We start from the raw sequence: 23,137 nt of genomic DNA, 5'->3' as shown, positions 1-23,137 counted from the left end.
AGCGGTAGAGATGCTTTGACTTCGCTACGCTCCGCATGACATCGTTCTTCTCTTGTTCAGGGGGCCAGGCGGTTGAGCTGCCACTGGCCGGCGGCGGTGCGCTCGTACACGATACGGTCGTGCAGGCGCGAAGGGCGGCCCTGCCAGAACTCGACGCGGTGAGGCCGCAGCAGGTAGCCGCCCCAGTGCTCGGGGCGCGGCAGCGGCTCTTGGCCGGCGAACCGGGCTTCAACCTCCTGCTCGCGCTGTTCCAGGGCTTCACGGCTGGCAATGGGCTGGCTCTGGGGCGAGGCCCAGGCCCCGATCTGGCTACTGCGCGGGCGGCTCTGGAAGTACTCGGTCGAGTCGGCGTCGGAAGCCTTTTCCACTCGGCCTTCGATGCGGACCTGCCGTTCGAGACCCGGCCAGAAGAAGGTAAGCGCGGCCAGCGGACTACCAGCCAGCTCCCGCCCCTTACGCGAGTCGTAATTGGTGAAAAACAGAAACCCTTCATCGGCGGGCAGACCCTTAAGCAGCACGATGCGGGCGGCGGGCTGGCCGGCGGCATCCACGGTGGCCAGATTCATAGCCGTGGGTTCGTCAAGTCGGGCATCCAGGGCCTCGTCGAGCCATGCGCGGAACTGAGCCACCGGCTCGGGCAGCACGTCGGCCTCAGTGAGGGTGCGCTGGGAATAGGTCTGGCGCAAATCGGCCAGCTGCTGGTCGTTCATACAGTAAAAAAGCTACAGGCGGCGAGCTACAAGCCGCAAGCAAAGTGCCGGCAGCCTTTTGAACATGCTGGTAGCTCGTGGCTGACAGCTTGTAGCTCAGACAAAACAAAGGTACTACAATGAGCCGGGGCTGGAACCTTACGCCCCCTGCGAGCCGTAAGAACCATTTGGTCGCTGCTTGTTCCCGACAGATCCCCTATAAAAAGTTCGCGGCTCACTGCTTGTGACTTGCGGCATAAAGCTTATAGCTCCCTCCAAATGGCCCGACTTCGCCCTGGCAACCTGCTTATTTCCCAGCCCTTTCTGGGTGACCCCAACTTCGAGCGCAGCGTGGTGCTGCTGTGCGCGCACTCCGAAACCGATGGCTCGTTTGGGCTCGTGCTCAACCGCCCAACCAACCTGCAGCTCTCCGACGTGCTGACGCTGCCCGGCGGTGAGGTGCTGCCCGCGGCGGCCACGCCCTTGGGCGTAGGCGGGCCCGTCGAGCCCGATACGCTGCACTTTGTGCACCAGCGCGCCGACCTGCCCGATACCGTATCCCTGGGCGGGGGCGTGTACTGGGGTGGTGACTTCGGACGGCTGCTGGAACTGCTCATCAAAGGCGAGCTGGCCCCGGCCGAAGTGCGGCTGTTTGTCGGCTATTCGGGCTGGGCCAACGGGCAGCTGGCCGACGAGGTGCGCGAGAAAGTATGGATTGTGGAGCCCGATGCTGCCGCGAAAGTGTTTACTTTGACTAACGATGCCTTTTGGCAGGCCATTCTGCGCGAAAAAGGCGGCCGCTACCGGATGCTGTCCAATTACCCTACCGACCCAAGTTTAAACTAAGCTGCTAGCTGACAGCCGGTAGCTGCTAGCTTTTAGTTGAGTAACCGACGACAAGCGCCGATTCAGCCGTAGATTTCTGTACATCCAGCCATAAAGCCCCACCCTAACAAGAGCTAACAGCTGTCAGCTACTGGCTAACGGCTAAATTCAACCACTGTGCCCCGCCCACTGCGGGGAGTTTTCGCTGACCACTATGCATCCCGACCAACCGACCCCCACCGGCGCTTCCGGCGCTGACGCCAACGCCGAATCGCCCCAGCAGATTCTGGCCCGCCGCCTGGCCGAACTCGCCACCGACAAGACCGCCGCGACTGACATGGCCGCCGACGATATTACCGAGCAGCCGGCCCAGGGAACTACGCCTCTGCCCGCCAACCAGCCCGCCGGTGCCGGCACGGCCGAGCCCTCGGCCGCCGCTACCGAAACGGCCGAGGCCACGCACGCCGCCGCCGACCAGCCCAACACACCACCGACCACCGACACCCAGCTGCCAACCAGCGTGCCGGTGCCCTCCGCTCCTACTGCCACCGAGCCACCGGCCGAAATGCCCGAGCCCGACAACGCGCCCGCCCAGGCGGCCGAAGCCACCAGCGCCGAAGCGCCGCACGTCACCCCCGTGGTAGATGTACCGGCCGGCGAAACTATAGCCGAAGCGCTGGAAGCCACGCCCGGCGTTGGCGCACTGCCCACTTCTTCTGACTCGCCGGCCAGCCCCGGCACCACCACCACGGCCCACCAGCCCGCCGCTCCGGCCCTGCCCGACACGGCCACTTCTCTGGCCGATGCCAAGCCCCAGCCAGAAGCTTCCTCTGTTGATTTCGACAGCCTTGATTTGGGCGGCCAGGCAGCTCACCTGCGCGGGTTGCTGGGGCAGTCCAGCGCCGGTAAGAAGCGCCAGACCATTACCGACCTCTACCGCCGCTACGAAACCGGCCTGAAAGCCGACCGCACTGAACAACGCCGGCAGTTTGTAGAAGCTGGTGGAACGGCCGAGGACTTTGTCTCGAACGATCCGGCAGGCCATCAGGAGTTGCAGCAGTCCTACCAGGAGTTCCGCGCCAGCAAGGTACGCGATGCTAAAGCCGAGGACGAGCAGCGTGGTAAGAACCTGGCCCACAAGCAGGAGCTGCTCACGCAGCTGCGCCAGCTGGTAGAGTCGGCCGAAACCGAGGACAGCTCAGCCCGCATCAAAAGCCTGCAAAGCGACTGGAAGAATACCGGTCCGGTACCTCAAACCGATTCACAAGAGCTCTGGAACAGCTACCACGCGCTGCTCGACATCTATTACAACAACCGGGGCCTGTTCTTCGAGATGAAGGAACTGGACCGGCGCCGCAACCAAGAGGCCAAAGAGGCCCTGATTGTGCGGGCCGAGGCCCTGGCTGATCAGTCTAACATCAACAAGGCCACCCAGGAGCTACGCCAGTTGCACGAGGAGTGGAAGCACATCGGGCCGGTACCCAACGAGCAGCGCGAGCCGCTGTGGCAGCGTTTCCTGCAGGCTTCCGAGCTGGTGCACGGACGCCGGCAGGAGGCCTCAACGGCCCGCAACGCCGAAGAAACTGCCAACTTGGAGCGCAAAACTGCCCTGCTGGAGCAACTTACGCCCTTCGGCGAGTTTGAAACGGAGCGCGTGAACGAGTGGCGCAGCAAAACCGACGAGTTACAGCTGCTCAAGCAGCAATGGGACGCCGCCGGCTTGGTGCCGCGCAAGCAGGCCGAACAGGTTAATAAGCAATTCTGGAGCGCCTACAAAGGATTCTTCCAGAAGAAAAACCAGTTCTTTAAGGCTCTCGACGAAGAGAAAAGCACCAACCTGAAGCGCAAGCTCGAAATGTGTGAGCAGGCCGAAGCTGCCCTGCAAAGCTCCGACTGGGAAGCCAGCCGCCAGACCGTTATCCAGCTGCAGAAAGAGTGGAAGCTAGTGGGCCGGATTCCCGAGAAGCAGTCGGACAAGGTGTGGAAGCGGTTCCGTACCGCCTGCGACGCCTTCTTCGACCGCAAAAAAGAGGAAGGCCGCCAGCGTGAGCAGCAGGTGCAGCAGCTCAGCGAAGACCAGACCAACCACTTGGCCGCTGTGGCCGAAGCCGTGGCCGGTCTCTCGGCCGAGCAGCCTGGCACGCTGGAGGGTTTCCGCGAGCAGGTAGCCGGCTGGCGCGCCTTCAATGGAGCCACCCGCCCACAGGCCGAGGAACGGTTCCAGAAGCTGATGACCCAGTACCTCACTCAGGTGCCCGAGCTAGCTTACCAAGACCGCACCGATTTGCTGTTCAGCCTGCAGGTAGAGCGCCTCAAGGCCTCCCCCGATGCTCAGCAGCTGCTCTACAAGAAAGAGCAGGCCCTACGCCGGGAAATCAGCGAGCTAGAAAACGACATCTCGACGCTGCAAACCAACCTAGAGTTCTTCGCCCGCTCTAAAAACGCCGCCCAGCTCCGCCAAGAGTACCAGGGCCGCGTGGATGAAGCGCAAGTTCGCATTGAGAACCTGAAGCGGCAGCTTAAGGCCGTGCGCAGCTAACCTGTAGGAGCACTGAATTTGGTCGAAACACCCCGCTACTCAGGCAGCGGGGTGTTTTTATTTTCCGGGCAGTTAGATAGTTAGTACTATAGAGGAGGAAAATTTACCTAATTACTTGGCGGGTTCATATCCAAGGCCTACTTTTGTGCCACTTCCCCGCCTCCTTAGCTCAGCTGGTAGAGCAACTGACTTGTAATCAGTAGGTCGTTGGTTCGATCCCGACAGGAGGCTCACGTATTTAATCCCGGAACGCCCGGAAAGTCGCTCATCTGGCAACAGAAGCGGTTTTCCGGGCGTTTTGCGTTTGGTCTAATCCCTCAATAAGTCGATGTAATCCCTGCTGCACGTCCCAGTACACGCCCCAGTAAATTCACTTCTTATGACCATTCAATTCCAACACCGAACCGAGAATATCAATGAGGAAGGAAGTGCCGTCGTTTACCTGGTGGCCCACTTCAACCAGAAACGACTGCGCATGAGTACGGGCGAAAAATGCCTGCCCGCCCAGTGGGACGACCGGCGCCAGCAGTTCCGCCGCTCCTACCCCGGCTATCAGGAAGCCAATGAGCTGCTGGCCGCCCTAGCAGCCCGGCTGACCGAGGCCCACCGCCGACAGCGGGCGGAAGGCGGCACGCCTACCCCGGCCAGTCTAAAGGCGGCCCTGGCTCCGGCCGCGGCGCCTATTGTGCGCGAGCACAACCTGGTGATGCTGATGAGCGATTTTCGAGAAGTGCTGCGCGGGCGCGGGTACATGCGCGATACGCTGCGCCACTACCTGGTGGTGGGCAACTGGCTGCGCGACTTCGAGCAGCACCGGCGCCGGCCGCTGCTGGCCGAGTCCTACTCACTAGTGGAGCACGACGCGCTGCTGCACTACCTGACGCTGACGCGGGAACTGGCCCCCAATTCGGTATACACGCTGGTTAAAAATCTCAAGGCCCTGTTCAACTACCTGCAGCAGGAGCGCGGCTACGAGTTGGCGTTGAAGGTGGCCAGCCTGAAGGCAACGAGCGTGGACGTGGAGAAGGTGTATCTGACGGCCGGCGAGCTGGAGCAGCTACGCACGGCGGTACTGCCCTCGACGCTAGTACCGGTGCGGGACGTGTTTTTGTTCTGCTGCTATACGGGTTTGCGCTACTCTGACGTGCGCCAGCTGCACCAGGGCAACGTGGCCGGCTGGGACGGGGGGCAAGTGCTGCGGCTGACGCAGAGCAAGACCCGCCGGCCGGTGAGCATCTACCTGACCGAACCGGCGCGGCTAATTATCGACAAGTATGCCGGGGAGCGAGCCATGCTGCTGCCGGTGTATCAGAACCAGGTGATGAACCGCTACCTCAAGCGTATTTGCCGGCTGGCCGGCGTGACGGCCTCGGTGGAGGTAGCGGAAGTGCGGGCCGGACGGCTGGTGAAGCAGCAGCGAAGCAAGTTTGAGTTGGTGACCATGCACACGGCCCGCCACACTTTCGCCACGCAGAGCCTGCTGCGGGGCATGCCGGTGGAAATCCTGCAGAAGGTGCTGGGGCACGCCAACATCAAGACGACGCTGATTTACGCCAAAATCGTGGAGGACTTCCAGCACCTGACCATGCGGCGGATATGGGAAGGTGAGGAAACGAAGGATACCTCGGCGAGCTTGGATAGCCAGGTATGCGCCGTGGAGCCCTCGGCAGCGTAGGTTATTGCCTCTTAATAGGCATGAAAGCCCATTATAATCACTTTACCGATTGAGCTACAGTAAAAGCCGCCGCAGATACGCTGGAATCTCAGCATACTTGCGGCGGCTTTTCAATACAGCTTAGTAACTCTCTAGTCGTAGAAGCGAACATCTTCTCCCCGGTCAATTACCAGAATCCCAGCGGAAACACCGGGGGAGGCAACACCTACTGGAAAAAGGTGGATATCGGCTCCATTGTCAGACGCATTTCTGCGAATTTCCATGGGCATGTAGGCAGGGCGTAGAGAATGCTTAGGCTGCGCCCCTAGACAGTAATCTTCCAGCAAGCGCATGGCATGGGCCGGGTCTTCGGCATACACGACGGACAATCCGGGCAAATCTATCCCAAGAGACCACGTGAGGTAGGCATTTAGCGGATTCGCGGTAGGTTGATTCATATCCCTAATACTTATGCACGCTGAGCGAACACCATTTCCGTCAGCCAATTGCTGAGGGGTTCGCGGTTACGCTCATACCACTGGCTGCACAGGTAATACTCGGTGCCGTTGTGCCGGTATGGGGTAGCGTAGTAACGGGTGGGGGCATCCTGGCGCCGGGTAATAAGGGGCGGGAACGAAAGCTTCAGGGCGAAGGTGCAGAGGTCTTCGCGGTAGGTGAGGTTGGGCAGAAACTTGGCGATAGTGCCATCGGCAAAAAGCTGGGCGAATACAGCTTGCGCATAGGCACCCACATTCATTTCGTAGCTGCGCGCCTGAATCTGTCGGTACGCTTCCGGTAGATTATCAGCCCCGGTTTCCTCCAGCTCAAACTGCTCCACGCTGGGCAAATCCAGAGTGGCCTCGTCTGCTGCTACTGCTTCATTGAGGAGCGGTGCAGCGGCTAGGTTTAGCTTGTTTAGCAGCTCTTCCAGCTCCTGAGCCCCCGTCGCGCATAGCTCTTTGGCTTTTTGGTACTGCGTTTCATAAAACGCCAGTAGCTCGGGGTGCGGTTTGAGCAGGCCGTCGGGGCGGGCTTGCTGCATGAAGGCCTCGATGCGCGCAATGGCCGCCTCCCGCTGCTCGTCGGTGAGGTGCGCGATGCTGTCAAACTTCTCCCCTTTCGAGCGCAAAAAGTCGTCGTAACGCCGGCCGCTCTTTTGGGCGTTGGCTTTTGGGGTTGACGGAACCACATTACCGAAGACGTGCAGACCACCGGATACGCGGTTGAGGGCAATGGCGTGGTCTTTATCAATCGGCTTTCCGGTTAGGTCTTCCCCCGTATAGGCGCACTTATTGCCAAAGAAGTCCTGGGTAGCCTCCCATTGATTGTCGGCCCCTCGGGTAGCGAGTCCGCCAGCGGCTAAACCGGCTTTGGTTAATAGGTAGCGAACATGGGTGTTGGCGACGGCGCCAGGGGTTGCTTGATTGGCCATGCGTTTAAGAAGGGGAATGGTGAAAGAGAATTGAAAAAAAGCGAGAATTTACCGACAGCTGGATGATTCTGTGGGCGTAGCACCTGACTAGATTTTGCACGGCGAGCGGACATGTGGGGCAAGAGTACGCAATTGGGCACTACCGGCGTATTGCCAGGCGGGCCTGCCGGGCCTGCCGGGCAGTGGCTGCCTGAACGATAGCCAGCGTTTGCTGGAATTGCTGCTGCCGGGTAGCATTGGCGCGGTAGGGCCGAGAGCTGAGACGGACCACGAAGAAGTCGTTGAGGCAGCTTACGCTCACGAAGCGCAGGCTTGTATCGCGCTGGATGGCCGCGTGGGGCGGCGAGTTGTGGAAGCGCGTCCAGATGTAGCGGGCCAACTCCCGGGGCCGGCCGCGGTAGGGTGCCAGATTGCTGACTGAAGCGCAAATTTCGCCAACGGTGCGGTCGTCGCGGTCATGGTAGAGGCTGTCGCGCCGCTCCATTTCATAGGTGTGCAGAAAGGTACCAGGCAGCAGGCCGGCCTCGAAGTGGGCAGGGCGCGCGCCGGGGTTCCGCTGGGCCCGGCGGTAGTTAAGGGCCGCCACGTACTCGGCGTTGAGGGCGGTCAAGTCGCAGGGCAGCGTGAGTTGGTTCAGGGGTACGGAACGGAAGCGGTGGCGGGCCGGCTCCTCGGCGGAGTTAGCCCCGGACATTACCGTGAGCAACAGCAGGCCGACCAATGTTCGCAGCCAGTACGGGTTGGCAGAAAGGGGTCTGGTAAGCATAGGAATCTGTTTTTGCCCGCATTGGGGAAGCAACGTGTCGTGTTTTGTGATCAAGCGGGTGGTCAGCGGCATCTGCTTTCACGCTAGCTTTTGTCTCGTAGCGCAGCTAGGCCGGCATCGTACCGTTCTAGGGCTGCCTCGATATTAGCGGGCGTGGCACCGGGTCGGCCTTTGGTGTTGCGTAGCTCAGCCCGTAGCAGGGCCTGTTGCAGCAGCCGGAACTCCGGCGCGTAGGCTGGAAGTTGCGCCAGGCCGGTAAGGCACAGCTCCCGGGCTACGGCAAACTCGTTGGCTTCCCGAGCCTTCCTGAACCAATGGCCGGTTGGCAACTGCAGCTTCAGGCAGGCCTCGCAGGCCTCGCCCAGCGGCGGGCCGGCCAGTTGCCACGCCGCCGCGCAGAGCCACTCGCCGACGGCACTCAAGACCCCATCAGTAGCGTATTCCTGCTTGAGCTGCTGGGCCAACTGCCAGCGCAGATACTCCATATCTGGTGACTTGCGGCTGAAATACTGTAAGTTGCACGCCGGCAGCAGCCCGTTTACATCTGCGACAAACTGCGTCCCGTTGGCCACCCCTACCTCTACCGACCGGCGCGGCCCGCAGGGTAGTGTGTCTGGCTCGTCTGGGTTGGCTGGATACCACGTAAAATGCTTCTCCCGCTCAACACTGTAGGGTTCCTGGGTGAAGGCAAAACTACAGGCGGCTTCGAAATATGCCAGTGACTCCTTCGGGCGTCCCAGCCGGTACATTACCCAGGCCGCTTGGTGCCGGTAGAATGCCTGATTCCAGAGGCAACGGGCAACTTCCGGGGCATTTTCAGAAAATCCACTCTTCTTCCTGGACAGAGCCGGTATCGGCCGGGCCGCCAGCCATTCGTACTCCGCCAATAGGGCTCCCAGGTCGGGAGTTGGCTGGGCCAGTAGGCAGCTTACCAACAGCTCCCGGTGCGCCGGCTTTTGGGGTTGCCGCCCCACTATTGCCAGCGCATCATCCAAGGCCCGGTTGGGGGCACCGTGGCGCAGGAAATACGCGGCCCGCTCGCTCAGGTATGTTGCCGTGGTCGGCTCCCGAATACCAGTTTGCTCGAATGCCGCCAGAGCCTCGGCCCAGCGTGCAGCCGGAGATGGCAGCTGCTCGTTAGGGTAGCGGATATGTAACCCGACACCACTATTTCGCCAGTTGCCGGACAGGGTACCGCCAGCTGCAAAATCGCGCAGCGCACCCCGAAAATCATACTGCAGAACCCGGATAATTGCCCGAAGTTGCATCGCATACTTATTAGCCGGGTGTTGTTCCAGGACAGTATCCAGGTCGACCAGGGCATCCGCGAGCCGGTCGTGAGCCAAGTGGAAGTCGGCCCGGCCAATAAGGTACTCACTATTGCCAGGGTCCAGGGCCAGGGCTTGGTCATAAGCGGCCAGCCGGTGGGCTTGCCCTTCAGCCAACTCATCATAATCGGAACCGGAGAAATAGGCAGCGGGGTGTTCAAGGGCCTCGGCATAGTAGTACCAAGCATCAGCGTGGGTGGGATTCAGAGCCAAAGATGCGGCTAGGTCGCGCTGCGAATCACCACCGCCATCGGTGAGGTAAGCCCCGATGCCTCGCCAGTACAGTTCATCGGCCGTGGTGGCGGCGCATCTGGTGGCCTCGGCGGCCGCCGACAGGTCGATATGCCCGTCCTTGTTGCGCACCCCTTCCCGATTCAGCAGCCGGGCATAGCGCGCCCACAGCTCGGGCGAGTCGGTGACCAGCGTAACGGCCTCTTCGTAACAGGCCGCAGCTGCGCCCCAGTCGTAGGCATCTTCGTGGGCTAAAGCGGCTTCATAAAGTGTTTGAACGGGTTCCAAGAACTTGGGCATAGGCAAAGCAATGGGTTGGTGGGGGCGCAATAGGCCCAGTTACCCTCTGGCGAAACAGAAGAGGAATTAAATGATGGGCGGCTAAGCTTAGATGGGGGTAGTGTACACTCCATAGGGCAGCCTAGCCTTTTGGCAATGCAACGGTGGCAAACCTTGGCTCAATCGAAGTCAATATCCGTGGGCTGGAGTAGCAGGGACGCAGCCATATCATTCGTGGTGAGGTCCTGCGCAGCCACAAACTCCAGTTGGCAATAACTCAGCAGATAGTTGAGGCGACCGGAATAGAACCCTACCTTATCTGGTGGGGAAGTAACCTGTCGCCAGTAAGGGCGGCCCATGTTGGTGAGGCGGGCAAAAGCCAGGTTATCGAAGTTGAGCAGAGCCCCCTCCCGCACTTCCACCGGGCCACCCTGACGAGCTAAGCATAGCCCGCAGCAAGTAGGTTCTTCGAGAGGGGTAGGCCATGTAGTGTCGCTCGAAGTCACGACAAAGCGCGTGGCGACGCTTACATACTCGGGGGCGCCTACCACGCGCCATTGCGGTAGTGTGGGGTTGATTAGGAGTTGAATATGGGAGTCGTCGGTCAGGCAGTACCATTTGGCCAACGTCACAGGAGGGATGCGTGTATCCATACAAGGAAAGATTCGGGGTTGAAGCTTTTGCAAGCAAAAAGAAACGGGCTAGAATTGAAGCTAGCCCTGGCCCGTAAAAGGCCTTTTCGCAATCAGTTAGCAGCGCTTTTTAGCGTTAGACACTGCCTGCTATTCAAAGAACGAGGACGGATGCCCACTGGCACCGCACTTTTCCCGGTCGGAAGAGTTGGACAAAAGTATCGGCACCCGTGCGACAATAAGTGACGCGCTGTTGTCGAGCGCATCGGAGGTCCTGATGGTCCCGGAGAACTTCCTTGTTTTCGAGTAGCGTAAACTACCTCAGTCAACCTAGCCGGGCACTACCATTTAGCCCCAGCCACCTTGTCCAGCACGAACTGGCGCAGGCTTTCGGGGGCTGCTACTCGCACTTCCAGCGGCAGGCCCAGCACAAAGCGGCCCACCCCGTGAAAGCCGTGCACGCGGTCCCGGTATCGGTGGGCCCAGCCTTCGGCCTGCTCAGTGGCCGTGGCCGGCTGGCACTCGGCCGCGGCAGTAGCTGACTCGCGCAGCAGTTGCTGATAGCTGCGGGAAGTCAGCAGCAACTCGACGGTGGTCCATTCGTCGGTTTCGGCCATGCCGAATACGTCGGGACGGCGGTCGGAGTCAGGAAGCGTACAGGTAGCATCCAGCAGCTCGGCCCCGCCCATTCGGTTGAGGTTGTAGGTGCGGTATTGGCCGGTAGCTACATCGTTAGAGGCGAGCTGGGTGTGATTGTTGGCCAGGGCCAGCGGCTCCACATCCCGGTCGCGCACGGTGCCCGTGTTGCCCGACTCGTAGGCCAGTAGCCGCACTTGGCGGCGCAGCTCGATGCCTAGGGCCAGCGTTTCAAGAATACGGGCCTGGCGCAGGCTGCGCAGCTCGTGGGGCTGGGGCAGCAGCAGCGCCGGCAGCTGCAGCTTCTGGCGCAGGCCGGCCAGCACGGGGTTGGGGGTGCCCAGGTCGGCCAGCCGCAGGCTGAGCAATTCCGTTTCCTGGTCGTTTAGCGGCTCGTGGCGGATACCGCGCCCCTCGGGTGCGGGCTCGAACAGAAAGTAGCGGGCGGGTTGGGTCGTTGTTTTATCTACGGGGTAGCCCACTTCTTCCAGCAGCCGGAGGTAGCGCTGCATAGTCCGCTGTTTTTTATCAAGCTCGCTTAGCAGCTGCGCCATTGTGCGCCCGCCAGGCTCTTTGAGCAGGCGAACGAGCCGGAGCAGCGCCAGCAGCTTTTGCTGCGGAATAGCATTGTTGTCAGATGTCGATTCTGGAAATGGTTGGATTGGCGCGGGCATCTGGTGGCTGACAGGCGACGTATAGTGTAGGTGGTAATCAGCCCCTCAAATAGGCTAAAGTTTTCGGCCAAACCAACCTCTATCTGCGTGTGGCCTTCAAAGTGCCAACGCCCCCTCCTGCTGCCGCTGCTTGGCCCCGTTGTAGGTGTGGGTGCTGGGGCAAGCTAACATCAAGGCGACGCTGGTTTACGCCAAAATCGTGGAGGAATCCCAGCACCTGACTATGCGACGGTTATAGGAAAGTATCGGGCAGGTGGGACAGACAACCGGCAGTGCGGAGGTAATATCCTCGGTGGAGCCGGCGGCGTGATAGGGAAGGTTGGTCCGACCCCGGCACTAGGTCATACGGAAGCCATACTTAAGCCATGCTTAAGGGGCGGGTGAGCTACGGCCGAAGCTACCGGCGGGTGGGCACGGCCGTAGCATTGATAGCCGCGGTGACCTCGGGCTCGGGCAGGCGGGTGTAGGCGCAGAACTCCCCTACAGAGATATAGGAGCCGGTGGGCTTACCAAGGGCCAGGCGGATGCGCTGGAGCAGGCGCTTACCGGCCGTATACTGGGTGCCGGTGAGCCGGGCCGCGTCTTTGGGGTAGATGCATACCTGGGTCATGTGGGGTAGTTTGGGGTCTATTGGAGTAGATAAATATACAACGAAATAGATAGGTGCGTAGGTTCAGGGCATGATACTGTTCCGAACTGTAGGATTGCTGCTGGGTGCGCTGCTGGCAGTTGGGCCAGGCGTCGCCGCGCAGGAGCTGGTGCGGGTGAGCCGGGTAGTGGATGCCGATACCTACGAGGTAATCAGCCAGAGCCGCCGCGAGCGGGTGCGCCTGCTGGGCGTGGATGCGCCCGAACAAAGCCAGCCTTTCGGGGCGGTGGCCAGCGACTCGGTGCGGGCGCTGCTGGGGCGCGCCGGCGGGCTGGTGGAGCTGACCCTTTACGGGCACGACCTGTACGGACGGACGCTGGGCACGGTACGGGTGGGCCTCACTCCTACCGGCCGATTGCTCGCGCTGGATTCGGTGCTGGTGGTGCGCGGCTGGGCCTGGACCTACGCGCCGGGCCGACAGCGGGTGCGCTGGGTGGCCGAGCAGCAGCGGGCACAGGCCGGCGGCCTCGGGCTGTGGCAATGCGGACTCGACGCGGCCGTGCCGCCCTGGCTGTGGCGGGGCTTCAACAAGGAAATAAAGCGGCACTACCGGATTGACTGCCCCCGGTAGGGCAAAGACGCATAAAGACGGGCAGTCAACTTCTTCTCACCTTTTTTTCCCTACCACTATGGCACGTCAGACCGGCGTAATTCAAATCAGTGGCACCGTGGGCGGCGTGGTTTTCGCCAAAGACGGCACGGTGCGCCAAAAGCAGGGCTCGAATAAGAGCCAGTTCAATTCGTCCGCCTCCATGCAGCGAGTGCGCGAAAATGCCAGCGAGTTCGGCACGGCGGCTTCGGCCGGCAAGCTCGTGCGCGATGCGCTGCGCCGCGTGGTGGCCCTGGCCTCCGACCGGCTGGTGGTTTCGCGCCTGCAGCAGAAGATGAAGCAGATTCTGAATCTGGACGAGGACTCCGACCGCGGCGGCCGGCAGATTCTGCCCGAGAACCTGCCGGCGCTGGTGGGCTTCGACTTCAATGCCGGCTCGGCCTTGTCGAGCACCTACTTCGGGCGCGTGGAAGCGGCTCCCGACCGGGCCACGGGCAACCACGTGGTGAACCTGGGCGAGCTCAACCCCTCGCGCGACGTAGCCGCCCCCCAGGGCGCGACCCACTACCGCATCAATGCGGCCGTGGCCAGCGTCAACTTCGAGACGGGTACCTACGACAGCACCGAGGCCAGCACCCCGGAGCTGCCGCTGGACAATGCCCTGCGCCCGGCCGAAAGTCTGCAGCTGGCCCGCGCCGCCACGGCTGAAGAGTCGCTGATTGTGGCCGTGGGCGTGGACTTCTTCCAGCAACTGAACGGCAAGTTCTACCCGCTCAACTCCAACGCCTACAACGCCCTGAGCGTGGTGGCGGTGGGCTAATGCTAGACCTGAGACGGTGAGAGGTGAAACCCTCGTTCTGGTGTAAGCCCGGACGACTTTCTCCCGCTCACAACTCACCGTTTTTGTCTCCCTTCTCCTCTATCACAATCTCACTTCTACTACCATGGCTACTACCACTCCCTACCAACGGCAGTTCCGCACCCGCATGAAGCGGGCGCTGCGGCTGCGCGCTTCGTCTGATTCCAAGGCCCGGCGCTACGCCCAAAAGCTGGCCGACGCGCTACGGCTCAGCCAGGACGCGGCCGCGCAGCTGAACGCCCTCAACCAGCTCTATAACGTGGACGTGAGCACCCAGACCATTCTGGTGCACGACCTGCTCGATATAGTGCAACCCGACCAGCTTACGACGGTACTCGGGCAGAGCACGCCGGGCGAGGAGCTGCAGCTCTTCAACCCCATTCCTGATGGTAACGGCGGGCAGCCGCTGCCGCCGGACGTGCTGTTCGGGGAGGTCGTGAGCGGGCCTCCGGTGGTGAGTCCGCCGCCGGTGCTACGAGACGAAAGTATGTCGCCTCCTCAGATTCCGGAGACAGTGGAGGTGGATGCTTAAGACCGCCGAGCAAGCACCTTCCTCCACATACATAACCAGTGAATTGCAAAAGCTCAACTATTTGCGTGATCAGGGCTTATTGAGCCAAGTGAGCTTGAGGAGCAGAAGCACTGGTTATCTCGATAGTTAGGTCGCCCCTCAAAATTAACTAGCTCATATATGGGCTGCTGTGAAAAAGAAGCCTCTCCAACATATGGAGAGGCTTCTTTTATTACTCGGGTTTTGTCTGTGATTCAACAGAAAGAACATTAAATAAAACAAACAGACATCGAGCTAATGAAAGCAAAATAATTATTAATACAATAATTGCCAGCAAAAGATTATGTCTTGGTGTCAGCATGTTAGTAATAAACATTGCTCCATGCATTACACCGAAACAAGCTACAAGTTCTAATATAGCGAATTGAAAGACGCTCACTATTCTTCCGTAATTATCACTATTAAATAATAACTCCATTCCATTAGCGGAATCATCGATTCTTTTAGCCGTGATATTTGCCTTAAATGTTACGATAATCGTTAATGCAGCGATAATAAAACCAGCGAGAGAGACAGCCGTGCTGGCTAAGCTTGTCTGAATTGACGATACTTCGCTAGATGAAATTGCAATTATATCGGCTCCATAATGTAGTCCAATGCAAGCGGCGACACAAATGACGACATCCCAAATACCAGGATGATTTAAGTATCCATCTAATAGACGATTCATATCAAACGACGCTTCTTCATTGAATCGACCATTTTCCCGAACATATCGATTGAGTTAAGAACACGTGACTTCGCTCTTCGCTCAACATTGATGCGGTCTTTTACATCGTCTTTTAACAAATCAAAAATCTGTAAAGTGTCCCTGTTATCCGAATCTTTGCCTTTTACACTGAATTTTTCAAAATCTTTACGTCGCAATGGATTGCGTGTCCACTCTTTAATTACATCTATGACGACACCAAATGCCGAGTTTGTTTGAGACTGGCTTGATATATCAAAAGTAGGTTTTAAGATAACTGTTTCACAATTGAAAAAATCCTTTGAAGCTTGAATCGAGGATGCTAAGCCAGGGCTGTATTTTTTAATTCGTCCAATGCTATCTGCAGGAACGCTAATTTCTAATGCTTTCAAAGCTCCCACACGGCGTTGAAAATCTCTTAGAGAATCATCTGATAAAATTGGTGAAAGATGAACTTTTAATAATCCTGCTTTAGCCCCGACTTTTTCTAAATACAGAGCTAGCTCATGTGCTTTAGCACCAGCTACATTATACTCAATTCCTATTCTATGCCGCTTTTTTCTGTAATCAAGTACAAAGTGAGTAGTTTCTACTATCCCTTCTTCCTCAGCCATTTCAATGTCTCTGGCTTGATCAGTCTTCATGTTTAATATCTCAGGAGAGATATCTAGACGGACAGCCCTTAATTGTCCATGTATTTGCTTGTCTTTGCCTACAAAGCGTATTCCTTGAATGAATAAGCGCTTATCTATGCTTTTTACATATCGATCATCAGCCCTGTCTTCAGACATTTTAACTACTTGTTTGAACAGTTCAACAAAGTGTTCGTAGGGAAGAGAATCATCCTTAAAGCTAAAGGTGATATCGTAATAGTGAATTGTGCGGTCGGAATGAGCAATTCGTGGAGGAATAGGTGAAGAGCCTTCTTTCGTCGCAATTGTGCGCTTAGAAGCACGCTGTGGCTTGGATGTAACAGTACTATTGGTTGGTTTGGTTGCCATAAAGTTCTTTGAATAAACTTGACTAATTAAATCAGAAATACAAATTTACCGCTGACTGCTCAAGTATGCCCGGGCCACGTAGCCCTCTTGGTCACCTAGCGTGGCGCTTTCGGCTGATACCCGCGCCCACTTGCTGTCCACCAATTCTAGTACAGTCACACTGTCGCCGGCATCCAACACTCTTAATACCGCTGCCTCAGCACTGGGCTCCTCCCGCAGGTTGAGCGTGGTAGCAGCTACCACGTAACGCATGTTCTCAACCAGCACTGTTCTGGGCCGGGTCGTGGTGGTGGAACTACCGGAGCTGCTGCGCTTGCTGGTGGAGCGGGTGCGGGCCGGGGGCCGGTACGTGCGCACGGGCACCGAGTAGCTGGCGCACACCCCGCAGGTGCCGCCCCCACCGGCGCAGTGGCCACAGGCGCTGCAGTTGCGACACGAGCGGCAGTACTCATTGCCGGAACAGCGGCCCAGGGCAGCGGCTAAGGCCTTGGCAGGACGGGTAGTGGGTTTACGGGTAGTGGGGCCATCTTTGGGCCCGGCGGTGAACAAACTGGCTCCCAGAGCCAGCAGTAGTAATGATTTCATCGGGGATAGAGAAAAAGTAGCAGCCGGCAATTTATACCGGGTAATGCGTAAATCTGCTGATTCTAGCGCTTCTGTCCTATCCGTGCATGGATATTCTTTCTGCCGGCACAATAAAGCTGACTACTAAGGCCAAACAGGTGCCCGTATATTCGTCGGTATGAAAGAAGGGCAACGCCTCTGGAACCGGGATGAGCTGCTGCTGGCCATCAACCTGTACTGTAAGCTGCCGTTCGGGCAGCTGCACAAGGGCAACCCGGAAATTATACGGCTGGCTGGGTTGCTGGGGCGCACGGCCAGCTCCATTGCCCTCAAGCTGGTGAACTTCGCCAGTTTGGACCCGAGCCTGGACCGGACGGGCATGAGCAATGCCAGCAAGCTGGACCGGCAAGTGTGGGCAGAGTTCTATGCCGACTGGGCCGGGCGGGTGCTGGAGAGTGAGCAGCGGCTGTTTCTGCCGGACCCGGAGTTTCTGGACTGGCACCGCATTAAATGGCATAGATGATTTTGCAACAGGCTGTTGCAAAATTTAGCTTGCAACGGCAGGGGCTTGAATTGTGCAGCAGTTTGCTGCACAATTCAAGCCCCTGTCAGCCATGTTGCTTGGCTATATACTGGCCAACATCACCATGTTGCTCAACCGGGTCTTCATTCACAAATACGCTCAGCAAATGAATCGTGCGGGTGATTTCGGATGCGCGGTCAATTAGTGTACTTCTTTTTTATAGCCGCCAATTTCTCGTCTAGCTCCTTTTTGGAGAACCACCGGCCGCGGACCATTACCCCACTGATCTTGGTAGTATTTGCAATATCCAGCAGTGGATTCGCATCAAGTAACACGATATCGGCATTTTGATTCGCTTCAATCTTGCCCAGGTTGTCATCACCAAAATATCGGGCAGCGTTATACGTACATGCCCTCAGTATATTGGCGTTACTGATACCGCACTGGGCGAACAGTTTCATTTCTTCAAAGTAGCTGTACCCAGGGATAATAAATAAACCGTCGCCGGGACTTACCAGTAGATTGACGCCTTGTTTGTCCTTGCGCGGTAACAGCTTTTTGTACGTGTTTATCCGCAGGGAATAGCCATCGTACTTGCGTTTGAAGGTGGCGCTATCGATGCCGTACAGCTCTTTTTCCCAGCGGGCTACCATCTCTTTCGAAACATACTCGATACCGGGGGAGGCCAGCAGCTTCGGCTTCGGAATCTGATACCCGTATATCAGGTACCAGTACAGGTCGGGGCACGACCATAGTTTTTTCTCCACGAACTTGGTCATCACGCCTGCATAGCGCGTGCTGTCGTACAAATAGAGGCCGATGAAGGGTTCGATGTGCTCCACCGACGACTGACCGGCGTTTACGGCGGCCTCCAGGCCCATGGGTGGCCCATGACCGGCGACCTTCAGGCCGATTTCTTTCGCGATGCTGTTGATGGAGTCATACACCCCTTGGTTATTGCCGCCGAGGTATTTGATGAAATCATAGCCATCTCGCTGGTAGCCTGCCAGGAGCGGGCGTAGATTTTGCTTCTGCAGTTTTTCGTCTACCACCAGGGCAGGAGAACCGACAAAAAGAGAAGGGCCGATTACTTCTTCGTTGCGGATCTTTTGTTTCCAATCCAACACGACCGGCGCGCCCCGCATGATCCGCAGGGAGGTGATGCCCCGCGACAGGTTGAGCAACAGGTAGTCGTCAACGGGAAAGGGTTCGCCATCGACGTTGGGAAAATGGGCATGCATGTCGTACATGCCGGGCATGACGAATTTGCCTTTTGCATTAAGCACCACCGTGCCCTTGGGGGGGGTTTTCTGGTTGCGCCCAACTTCCACGATCTTCCCATTGCTGACCAGGACATTGGTGTTGGATACGATTGATCCCGACTCTACATCCACCACGTTCACTCCCCGGAAGACATAGCTTCTGTCCGTCTTTTTCAGAGCTTGGCTGTTGCCCACGAGGGGAAAAAGGCAGAGTAGTAGCAAGTAGCAATACTTCATTATCAGAACGTATTTGGGAAGTAGAATTGAGACTAATTGAAAATGCGTTTGTGAGTTGCAGACGGAGTTTCTAGGCCGCAGTATGGTTGACGGCTAATTCCCCCTCCCTGACTCGCAGTGGCAAGATATTAAGTTATTCGGCTGCTGCCTGTGCAACGGCGTCGGCGCTTGTGTTTACGCCACGTCTTCCATTGCTTGCTACTCGATCAGGAGTTTTTGAGCTGGCACCGAATGAAGTGGCAGTCGTAATTTTTGCAGCAGTCTGCTGCAAAATTGCCCTTAACTAGGGATGGGTCAAATTGTGCAACAGGCTGTTGCATAATTCAAGGCGCTGCTTGTCAATGGCTCCTGGCAAGCAAACGCCCCGTCAGCATGACGCTGACGGGGCGTTTGCTTGCTAAACACACAGCCACTAGCTCTGGTCTTCGACGGCAGCGGTGGGGGCCTGCTGCAGTACGACCTGGATGCCATGGTCGCGGGACTGGGCGGTGGTGTATTTCTCGCTGCGGCCGATGATTTCGCCGTTGGCAGCCACGTGGTTGAAGCCGTACAGGCCGCTGGCGAAATAGGATTCGAAGCGGTGAGGCTGGCAGTTGGCCTGCACCGAGCGGATACCGTTCTGGCAGCTGGCCTTGGTGGTGTAGCCTTCGCCCGACTGGACGATTTCGCCGTTGCCGGCGCGCAGGTGATACCAATACTGGCCGCTGCTCTGGAAGATTTGGAAAGTCGCCATAGAGAATAAGGAGAAAAGTGAAAGTAAGTAAGTTAGGCAACTAAGCGTAGTTCAACTGCTTGTTGGTTAGCCAGATGCTCGGTGTAGGTGCGCAGCAGGCGCTGGTACTTCTTGCGGCCCTGGGCCATGGCGTGGGCGTCGGCCGATACCTCCAGGAGCCAGATGTCGTTGGGCGCCCGCTTCTGCACGCCTACTATCAGGAAGCGGTCGGCCTGCATCACATCGAGGTAGAAGGCGGCCTGGCGGTCGTAATCGTACTGCTCGACGGTGGCGGCGAACTGGGCGTAGTCGCGGCAGCTGGTGGTTTTGAAATCGACCAGCACCCGGCGGCCAAGGCGCGGGGTGGTGAGCAGCAGGTCGGGGCGGATTTTGACTGGCAGGCCGGTTTCGGCGTGGGTGGCGGTGTGCGTCAGCTCGGGCGTGCCGCGGTAGAGCAGGTCGCGGCAGTAGCGGTTGCGGCGCACGGCGGTGGCCAGCGTGTCGAGCAGGCGCCGCTGGGCCGGGGCCAGCGTGGGCGGCGGGCAGTAGCGGGCCGGCTCTAATACGGCTTCGTGGAAGGCCGTGCCGAAGGTCAGGGCCGGGGAGTTATGGCGACGGGGCTGGCCGAGCAGTTCGGCTTTAAGGTTGGAGAGGTCGGTGTTGCTGACGTGCGGCAGGGCGCGGTGGCTGGGCTGGGTCAGGGCGGGATGAGCAGTGAGGTAGGTGAACATAGCGTTGGGTTTTTAGCTGTTAGGAAATGACGGCTAGTTGGCTTTTCTCGTCGGTGCGGTGGAGCCAGATGTGGGCCCCGCCGCAACCCACTTCGTAGGCCGGGGGCGGAAACAGAGCCCGCACGGCCGGGGCCAGGTCGCGCACGTCGGACAGTGGCGGGCTGGTGGCCACGAGTTGGGCCAGCTGGGTAAGGCGGGCAGCCTCGGGTTCGTCAGCGGGGGCCTGGCGGCAAACCAGCTCCGGGAGTTGAGGCGGGTAGAGTTCAGGGTCGGGGGCGCGGGAAGTCAGGGGCATAGTGGTAGGGCTTGGGGCTGGAGTTTCTGGTCTGGTGGAAAGAGCTGCCAGGTGGCCCTCTCCCCTGCCGGCGGCGGTGGAAAGAGGGCCGGACGGGCTCACGCGGCGGTTTGGACAAGGGCAGCGGTCAGGGCTGCTTCGAGGCGGGCCGGGGCGGTGGCCGGCGGGGGGCTGTAGGCATGGCTGGTGCGCATATCGGCCGCGCCGGTGTGGGTTTCCTCGCGCCAGATGGGAAAGTCCTGGGCAAAGTCGCGGCGGGCCTGTATCTCGGCCAGCTCGGCGGGCTCGTAGCTGAACTCGGCGATGTAGTAGGTGGCCTTCTTGCCTTCCTTGGTCGTTTCCTTCTTGCTGGCCTGCACCGTTACCACGACATCGGCCAGCATGAGCTCGTCGTAAAACAGCGGCTCGATGAGGCGGTAGAGGTTCTCGACACTGTAGCCGTGGAAGAGCACGGCGCAAATGGCGCCCCGCTCGTCGGCGTAGAACAGTTCGGCCCAGAGCTTGCGGCCCATGTTGAGAATGTCGTCGGAGAAGATGCGCCAGGCCAGCGGAATAAAGCTGATGGAGCCGCCCAATTGGGTAAGGCCGTTGCTGTTGAACTGGCCGGCCTTCGCATCAAAGCGAATCTGACGGGGGTGGCCGGGCAGGTAGCGGAAGCGGCTGGTTTCGGTTACCTCGCCGGTTTCCTCGTCCACGGAAGCCGTGAGGTAGGCGCGGCTCGGGGCCGGCGTAGTGGTGGTGAGGGCGGCTACGGCGGTGATTGTAGCGGCTTGGGCTTTGAGGGTTTTGGTGGCAGTTGCCATAACGAAAAGGGTAAGGGAGTGAAAAAGCGGGGCCCGTCAGCGGCCGGCCCCGTCGCCGTATTTAGGAGCTAGGGTTAGCGGAATTGGCGGTCGTGGCAGAGCAGGGCGCGGCCGACGATGGAGTCCTGGCCGCGGGCGGCGGGCTGGTGCTGGTACCAGAGGTAGGTGGCCAGCAGGTTCAGGTAGCAAGGGCTGCGGAACTTGCCCTCCTCGTCGATAATGAGGATGAGTTCCGCCGTGAGGCGCACGACTTCGACGGTTTGGCAGTCGAGCAGCTGGTAGAGTTCGGCCAGCCGGAAGCTGCGGCCGTTGGCTGGGCAGACGGGTTGGGGCTCGGCGCTGTGCGGGTCGAGTAGTTGGGGCTGGTAAGCGGTAGCGGTGGCGGGCATAATGCGGGGGCTTTGGGCCCGCGCCGCCGGACTGGGGCGCGGGCCGGATGATTACTGGATGGGGGCGGGCGTGATGATGAGGCGGCCGGCCTGCACTTCGATGGCGGCCACGGTGCCGGGGGCGAAGCCGGCGGCCTGCAGCCAGTGGCCGGAAAGCAGCAGCTTGGCGGTGGCGGCGTAGCCGAATACCCGGCGGCGGTGGCGGCACTCGACTTTGATTTTGCGCTGCATGGGGCTAGGGCTGTAAAGTGCGGGGAGTGGCCAGGGCGGTGCAAGCGGCGAGCAGGGGCCCGAACTTCTCCATGAGGTCGGGCGGCAGCAGGGGCTTGGCGGCTAGCTCTTCGAGGCGGGCAGCGCAGGCGGCGAGGCGCTGCTGGGAGCTTAGGCCCTGCAGGCTGGCCGCCCAGGTGCCGGCCCCTACCGGAGCCGGCGCTACGCGGGTGGACTGGCTAACCATGGAAGAGGCGGGCAACCCGGTGGCGGCGGGCCCGGCCGGCGAAGCTGACGCGGATGGAAGCAAGCCCGCAAAGGGCGGCCGCGGTGCGGGCAATGACGCGCTGGGCCTTGTAGCGGGAAACCGGCACGCCGGCGGCCGCGGCGGCCGCAATGGCGGTGGCTATGGCCTCGAAAGGGCAGACGGCGGCGGCGTAGTACATGGCCGGCCCTACATGGTAGGAGACGGTGAACGAGCTGACCGAGTAGCCGCACGGCTGCTGGTGGAAGGAGCTACTGGCAATGTGGGCGGCGGCGGGGCCTGACCAGGCGGCGGCGGCTAACTGCGAAAACTGCTGGGCGGTGAACATGGCTGTAGGGGTAAGCCGTGGGGTGCGCGGCCGGGGGCCCGCCGGGGTGCGCGTGGCGTCCGGGCCTTTCCCGAACTACTACCTAAATATACGAAAATACATTGAAATGGATACTATGAAACAGGAAAATAAATGATAAAAACATACATTTAAACAGGACAATAATGCGTATATTTAGGTATGGATAATGTGCAAATAACGGTGGCCGTGGTAGGTAGCCGGAGCCTAACAAACTGCGCCCCCCTGCTGGCCCGCCTGGACGCCCTGCGGGTAGCTGGGCAACTGGCCGAGGTAGTGAGCGGGGGCGCGGCCGGGGTGGACCGGCTGGCGGCAACCTGGTGCCAAGCCCACGGAGTAGCCTGCACGGAGCTGCGCCCCGACTACGCCACCCACGGCCCGGCCGCGCCCCACGTGCGCAACGCGGAAATAGTGCGCCGGGCAAGCCTGGTGCTAGTGTGCTGGGACGGCCATAGCCGGGGCACGCTGGGCGCGGCCCGGGCGGCTGCCCGCCTGGGCCGCCGCTGCGAGTGGCTGGCCCGCCCCGCCCCCACGGCCGCCCCGGTACCCGGCGGGCTGGGCTTGTAGCAGGCCAGGGGCACGGGCTACTGGGGGCTGACCCTACAAAACCTTGAATACCCTTGGCCAGGGGTTTGGGGGCTGGCCGTGAGGCCCCCAATGAAACACGCCCGAAGGGCACCTTATGAGGGTGGCGCAGCTTTTTGGGGGCTGCGCAGGCCGAGGTGATGCAGAGCGAAGCGGAGCATGCTGCGGGGGGTGTGGGGGGACTCCCCCGCTTAGATACTCGCCGAAGGCAC

27 protein-coding genes and 1 tRNA gene are annotated in these 23,137 nt (G+C 59.6%); 9 read left to right on the top strand and 19 right to left on the bottom strand.

Annotation, left to right across the window (positions count from 1 at the left end; genetic code table 11):
* Positions 1 to 56: 56 nt before the first annotated feature.
* Complete coding sequence (pdxH, locus tag HW556_RS06360) at positions 57 to 710, bottom strand: pyridoxamine 5'-phosphate oxidase (RefSeq protein WP_176899057.1); 654 nt, start codon at positions 708 to 710, stop codon at positions 57 to 59.
* A 258-nt stretch (positions 711 to 968) separates the two neighbouring features.
* On the opposite strand from pdxH, the gene HW556_RS06355 reads away from it, so the two are divergent.
* The 4 genes from HW556_RS06355 to HW556_RS06340 all read left to right on the top strand — a co-directional run bounded on the left by HW556_RS06355 (position 969) and on the right by HW556_RS06340 (position 5,728).
* On the top strand, positions 969 to 1,535 hold the full coding sequence (locus HW556_RS06355; RefSeq protein ID WP_176899055.1) for a YqgE/AlgH family protein: 567 nt from the start codon (positions 969 to 971) through the stop codon (positions 1,533 to 1,535).
* A gap of 193 nt (positions 1,536 to 1,728) precedes the next feature.
* Entirely contained in the window at positions 1,729 to 4,053 is a 2,325-nt protein-coding gene (locus HW556_RS06350) for a DUF349 domain-containing protein (RefSeq protein ID WP_176899053.1), read from the top strand.
* Positions 4,054 to 4,211: 158 nt separating this feature from the next.
* Positions 4,212 to 4,284: transfer RNA gene (locus HW556_RS06345), tRNA-Thr, on the top strand.
* A 148-nt stretch (positions 4,285 to 4,432) separates the two neighbouring features.
* The gene (locus HW556_RS06340; RefSeq protein WP_176899052.1) at positions 4,433 to 5,728 is read left to right on the top strand and encodes a tyrosine-type recombinase/integrase; all 1,296 of its coding nucleotides are present in this window, start codon (positions 4,433 to 4,435) and stop codon (positions 5,726 to 5,728) included.
* Between the two features lie 448 nt (positions 5,729 to 6,176).
* On the opposite strand, the gene HW556_RS06335 is transcribed toward HW556_RS06340, so the two are convergent.
* The 6 genes from HW556_RS06335 to HW556_RS06310 all read right to left on the bottom strand — a co-directional run bounded on the left by HW556_RS06335 (position 6,177) and on the right by HW556_RS06310 (position 12,295).
* Complete coding sequence (locus tag HW556_RS06335) at positions 6,177 to 7,139, bottom strand: HNH endonuclease signature motif containing protein (protein ID WP_176899051.1); 963 nt, start codon at positions 7,137 to 7,139, stop codon at positions 6,177 to 6,179.
* 139 nt (positions 7,140 to 7,278) lie between these two features.
* Positions 7,279 to 7,905 carry a hypothetical protein gene (locus HW556_RS06330; RefSeq protein WP_176899050.1) on the bottom strand — a complete coding sequence of 209 codons (627 nt, stop codon included), beginning with the start codon at positions 7,903 to 7,905 and terminating at the stop codon, positions 7,279 to 7,281.
* Between the two features lie 83 nt (positions 7,906 to 7,988).
* Complete coding sequence (locus HW556_RS06325; RefSeq protein WP_176899049.1) at positions 7,989 to 9,764, bottom strand: tetratricopeptide repeat protein; 1,776 nt, start codon at positions 9,762 to 9,764, stop codon at positions 7,989 to 7,991.
* A 158-nt stretch (positions 9,765 to 9,922) separates the two neighbouring features.
* Positions 9,923 to 10,396: a hypothetical protein gene (locus HW556_RS06320; RefSeq protein ID WP_176899048.1), complete on the bottom strand. Its 474-nt coding sequence runs from the start codon at positions 10,394 to 10,396 to the stop codon at positions 9,923 to 9,925.
* 320 nt (positions 10,397 to 10,716) lie between these two features.
* The gene (locus HW556_RS06315; RefSeq protein ID WP_176899047.1) at positions 10,717 to 11,685 is read right to left on the bottom strand and encodes a helix-turn-helix transcriptional regulator; all 969 of its coding nucleotides are present in this window, start codon (positions 11,683 to 11,685) and stop codon (positions 10,717 to 10,719) included.
* Positions 11,686 to 12,082: 397 nt separating this feature from the next.
* Positions 12,083 to 12,295: a hypothetical protein gene (locus HW556_RS06310; RefSeq protein ID WP_176899045.1), complete on the bottom strand. Its 213-nt coding sequence runs from the start codon at positions 12,293 to 12,295 to the stop codon at positions 12,083 to 12,085.
* Positions 12,296 to 12,365: 70 nt separating this feature from the next.
* Here HW556_RS06310 and HW556_RS06305 point away from each other — a divergent pair, with 70 nt between their 5' ends.
* From HW556_RS06305 to HW556_RS06295, 3 genes are all read left to right on the top strand, one after another.
* Complete coding sequence (locus HW556_RS06305; RefSeq protein ID WP_176899043.1) at positions 12,366 to 12,905, top strand: thermonuclease family protein; 540 nt, start codon at positions 12,366 to 12,368, stop codon at positions 12,903 to 12,905.
* Between the two features lie 58 nt (positions 12,906 to 12,963).
* Complete coding sequence (locus HW556_RS06300; protein WP_176899041.1) at positions 12,964 to 13,704, top strand: hypothetical protein; 741 nt, start codon at positions 12,964 to 12,966, stop codon at positions 13,702 to 13,704.
* 124 nt (positions 13,705 to 13,828) lie between these two features.
* Positions 13,829 to 14,275 (top strand): hypothetical protein, encoded by a 447-nt coding sequence (locus HW556_RS06295; RefSeq protein WP_246289544.1) that lies wholly within the window; start codon positions 13,829 to 13,831, stop codon positions 14,273 to 14,275.
* A 211-nt stretch (positions 14,276 to 14,486) separates the two neighbouring features.
* On the opposite strand, the gene HW556_RS06290 is transcribed toward HW556_RS06295, so the two are convergent.
* From HW556_RS06290 to HW556_RS06280, 3 genes are read right to left on the bottom strand one after another with little or no spacing between them, the layout of a single operon-like run.
* The gene (locus HW556_RS06290) at positions 14,487 to 14,984 is read right to left on the bottom strand and encodes a hypothetical protein (RefSeq protein ID WP_176899039.1); all 498 of its coding nucleotides are present in this window, start codon (positions 14,982 to 14,984) and stop codon (positions 14,487 to 14,489) included.
* Positions 14,981 to 16,003, bottom strand: coding sequence for a DUF6731 family protein (locus HW556_RS06285; RefSeq protein WP_176899037.1), 1,023 nt, complete (start codon positions 16,001 to 16,003; stop codon positions 14,981 to 14,983). The genes HW556_RS06290 and HW556_RS06285 overlap by 4 nt, the downstream gene beginning before the upstream one ends.
* A 45-nt stretch (positions 16,004 to 16,048) precedes the next feature.
* Positions 16,049 to 16,588, bottom strand: coding sequence for an SH3 domain-containing protein (locus tag HW556_RS06280; protein WP_176899035.1), 540 nt, complete (start codon positions 16,586 to 16,588; stop codon positions 16,049 to 16,051).
* A gap of 157 nt (positions 16,589 to 16,745) precedes the next feature.
* Here HW556_RS06280 and HW556_RS06275 point away from each other — a divergent pair, with 157 nt between their 5' ends.
* On the top strand, positions 16,746 to 17,090 hold the full coding sequence (locus HW556_RS06275; RefSeq protein WP_176899033.1) for a hypothetical protein: 345 nt from the start codon (positions 16,746 to 16,748) through the stop codon (positions 17,088 to 17,090).
* A gap of 197 nt (positions 17,091 to 17,287) precedes the next feature.
* On the opposite strand, the gene HW556_RS06270 is transcribed toward HW556_RS06275, so the two are convergent.
* The 9 genes from HW556_RS06270 to HW556_RS06230 all read right to left on the bottom strand — a co-directional run bounded on the left by HW556_RS06270 (position 17,288) and on the right by HW556_RS06230 (position 22,322).
* Positions 17,288 to 18,547 (bottom strand): amidohydrolase family protein, encoded by a 1,260-nt coding sequence (locus HW556_RS06270; protein WP_176899031.1) that lies wholly within the window; start codon positions 18,545 to 18,547, stop codon positions 17,288 to 17,290.
* A 454-nt stretch (positions 18,548 to 19,001) separates the two neighbouring features.
* The gene (locus HW556_RS06265; protein ID WP_176899030.1) at positions 19,002 to 19,322 is read right to left on the bottom strand and encodes a YegP family protein; all 321 of its coding nucleotides are present in this window, start codon (positions 19,320 to 19,322) and stop codon (positions 19,002 to 19,004) included.
* Between the two features lie 32 nt (positions 19,323 to 19,354).
* Positions 19,355 to 20,032: a PD-(D/E)XK nuclease-like domain-containing protein gene (locus HW556_RS06260; RefSeq protein ID WP_176899029.1), complete on the bottom strand. Its 678-nt coding sequence runs from the start codon at positions 20,030 to 20,032 to the stop codon at positions 19,355 to 19,357.
* A gap of 19 nt (positions 20,033 to 20,051) precedes the next feature.
* Positions 20,052 to 20,327, bottom strand: a complete 276-nt coding sequence (locus HW556_RS06255) for a hypothetical protein (protein ID WP_246289543.1) — start codon at positions 20,325 to 20,327, stop codon at positions 20,052 to 20,054.
* Positions 20,328 to 20,425: 98 nt separating this feature from the next.
* Positions 20,426 to 21,130, bottom strand: a complete 705-nt coding sequence (locus HW556_RS06250) for a hypothetical protein (protein ID WP_176899028.1) — start codon at positions 21,128 to 21,130, stop codon at positions 20,426 to 20,428.
* 74 nt (positions 21,131 to 21,204) lie between these two features.
* A complete protein-coding gene (locus HW556_RS06245; RefSeq protein ID WP_176899027.1) occupies positions 21,205 to 21,519 on the bottom strand; it encodes a DUF3846 domain-containing protein in 315 nt (104 codons plus the stop codon).
* A gap of 51 nt (positions 21,520 to 21,570) precedes the next feature.
* Positions 21,571 to 21,750 carry a SymE family type I addiction module toxin gene (locus tag HW556_RS06240; protein WP_176899026.1) on the bottom strand — a complete coding sequence of 60 codons (180 nt, stop codon included), beginning with the start codon at positions 21,748 to 21,750 and terminating at the stop codon, positions 21,571 to 21,573.
* A gap of 4 nt (positions 21,751 to 21,754) precedes the next feature.
* Positions 21,755 to 21,976: a hypothetical protein gene (locus HW556_RS06235; protein ID WP_176899024.1), complete on the bottom strand. Its 222-nt coding sequence runs from the start codon at positions 21,974 to 21,976 to the stop codon at positions 21,755 to 21,757.
* Positions 21,969 to 22,322: a hypothetical protein gene (locus HW556_RS06230; RefSeq protein ID WP_176899022.1), complete on the bottom strand. Its 354-nt coding sequence runs from the start codon at positions 22,320 to 22,322 to the stop codon at positions 21,969 to 21,971. The genes HW556_RS06235 and HW556_RS06230 overlap by 8 nt, the downstream gene beginning before the upstream one ends.
* Positions 22,323 to 22,502: 180 nt before the next feature.
* Here HW556_RS06230 and HW556_RS06225 point away from each other — a divergent pair, with 180 nt between their 5' ends.
* Positions 22,503 to 22,907, top strand: coding sequence for an SLOG family protein (locus HW556_RS06225; protein ID WP_176899020.1), 405 nt, complete (start codon positions 22,503 to 22,505; stop codon positions 22,905 to 22,907).
* Positions 22,908 to 23,137: the final 230 nt, after the last annotated feature.

This window comes from Hymenobacter terrestris, from assembly GCF_013377905.1.
GTDB lineage: Bacteria > Bacteroidota > Bacteroidia > Cytophagales > Hymenobacteraceae > Hymenobacter > Hymenobacter terrestris.
Note: the sequence above shows the minus strand (reverse complement) of the source record. Positions and strands in the feature narration are given on the sequence as shown.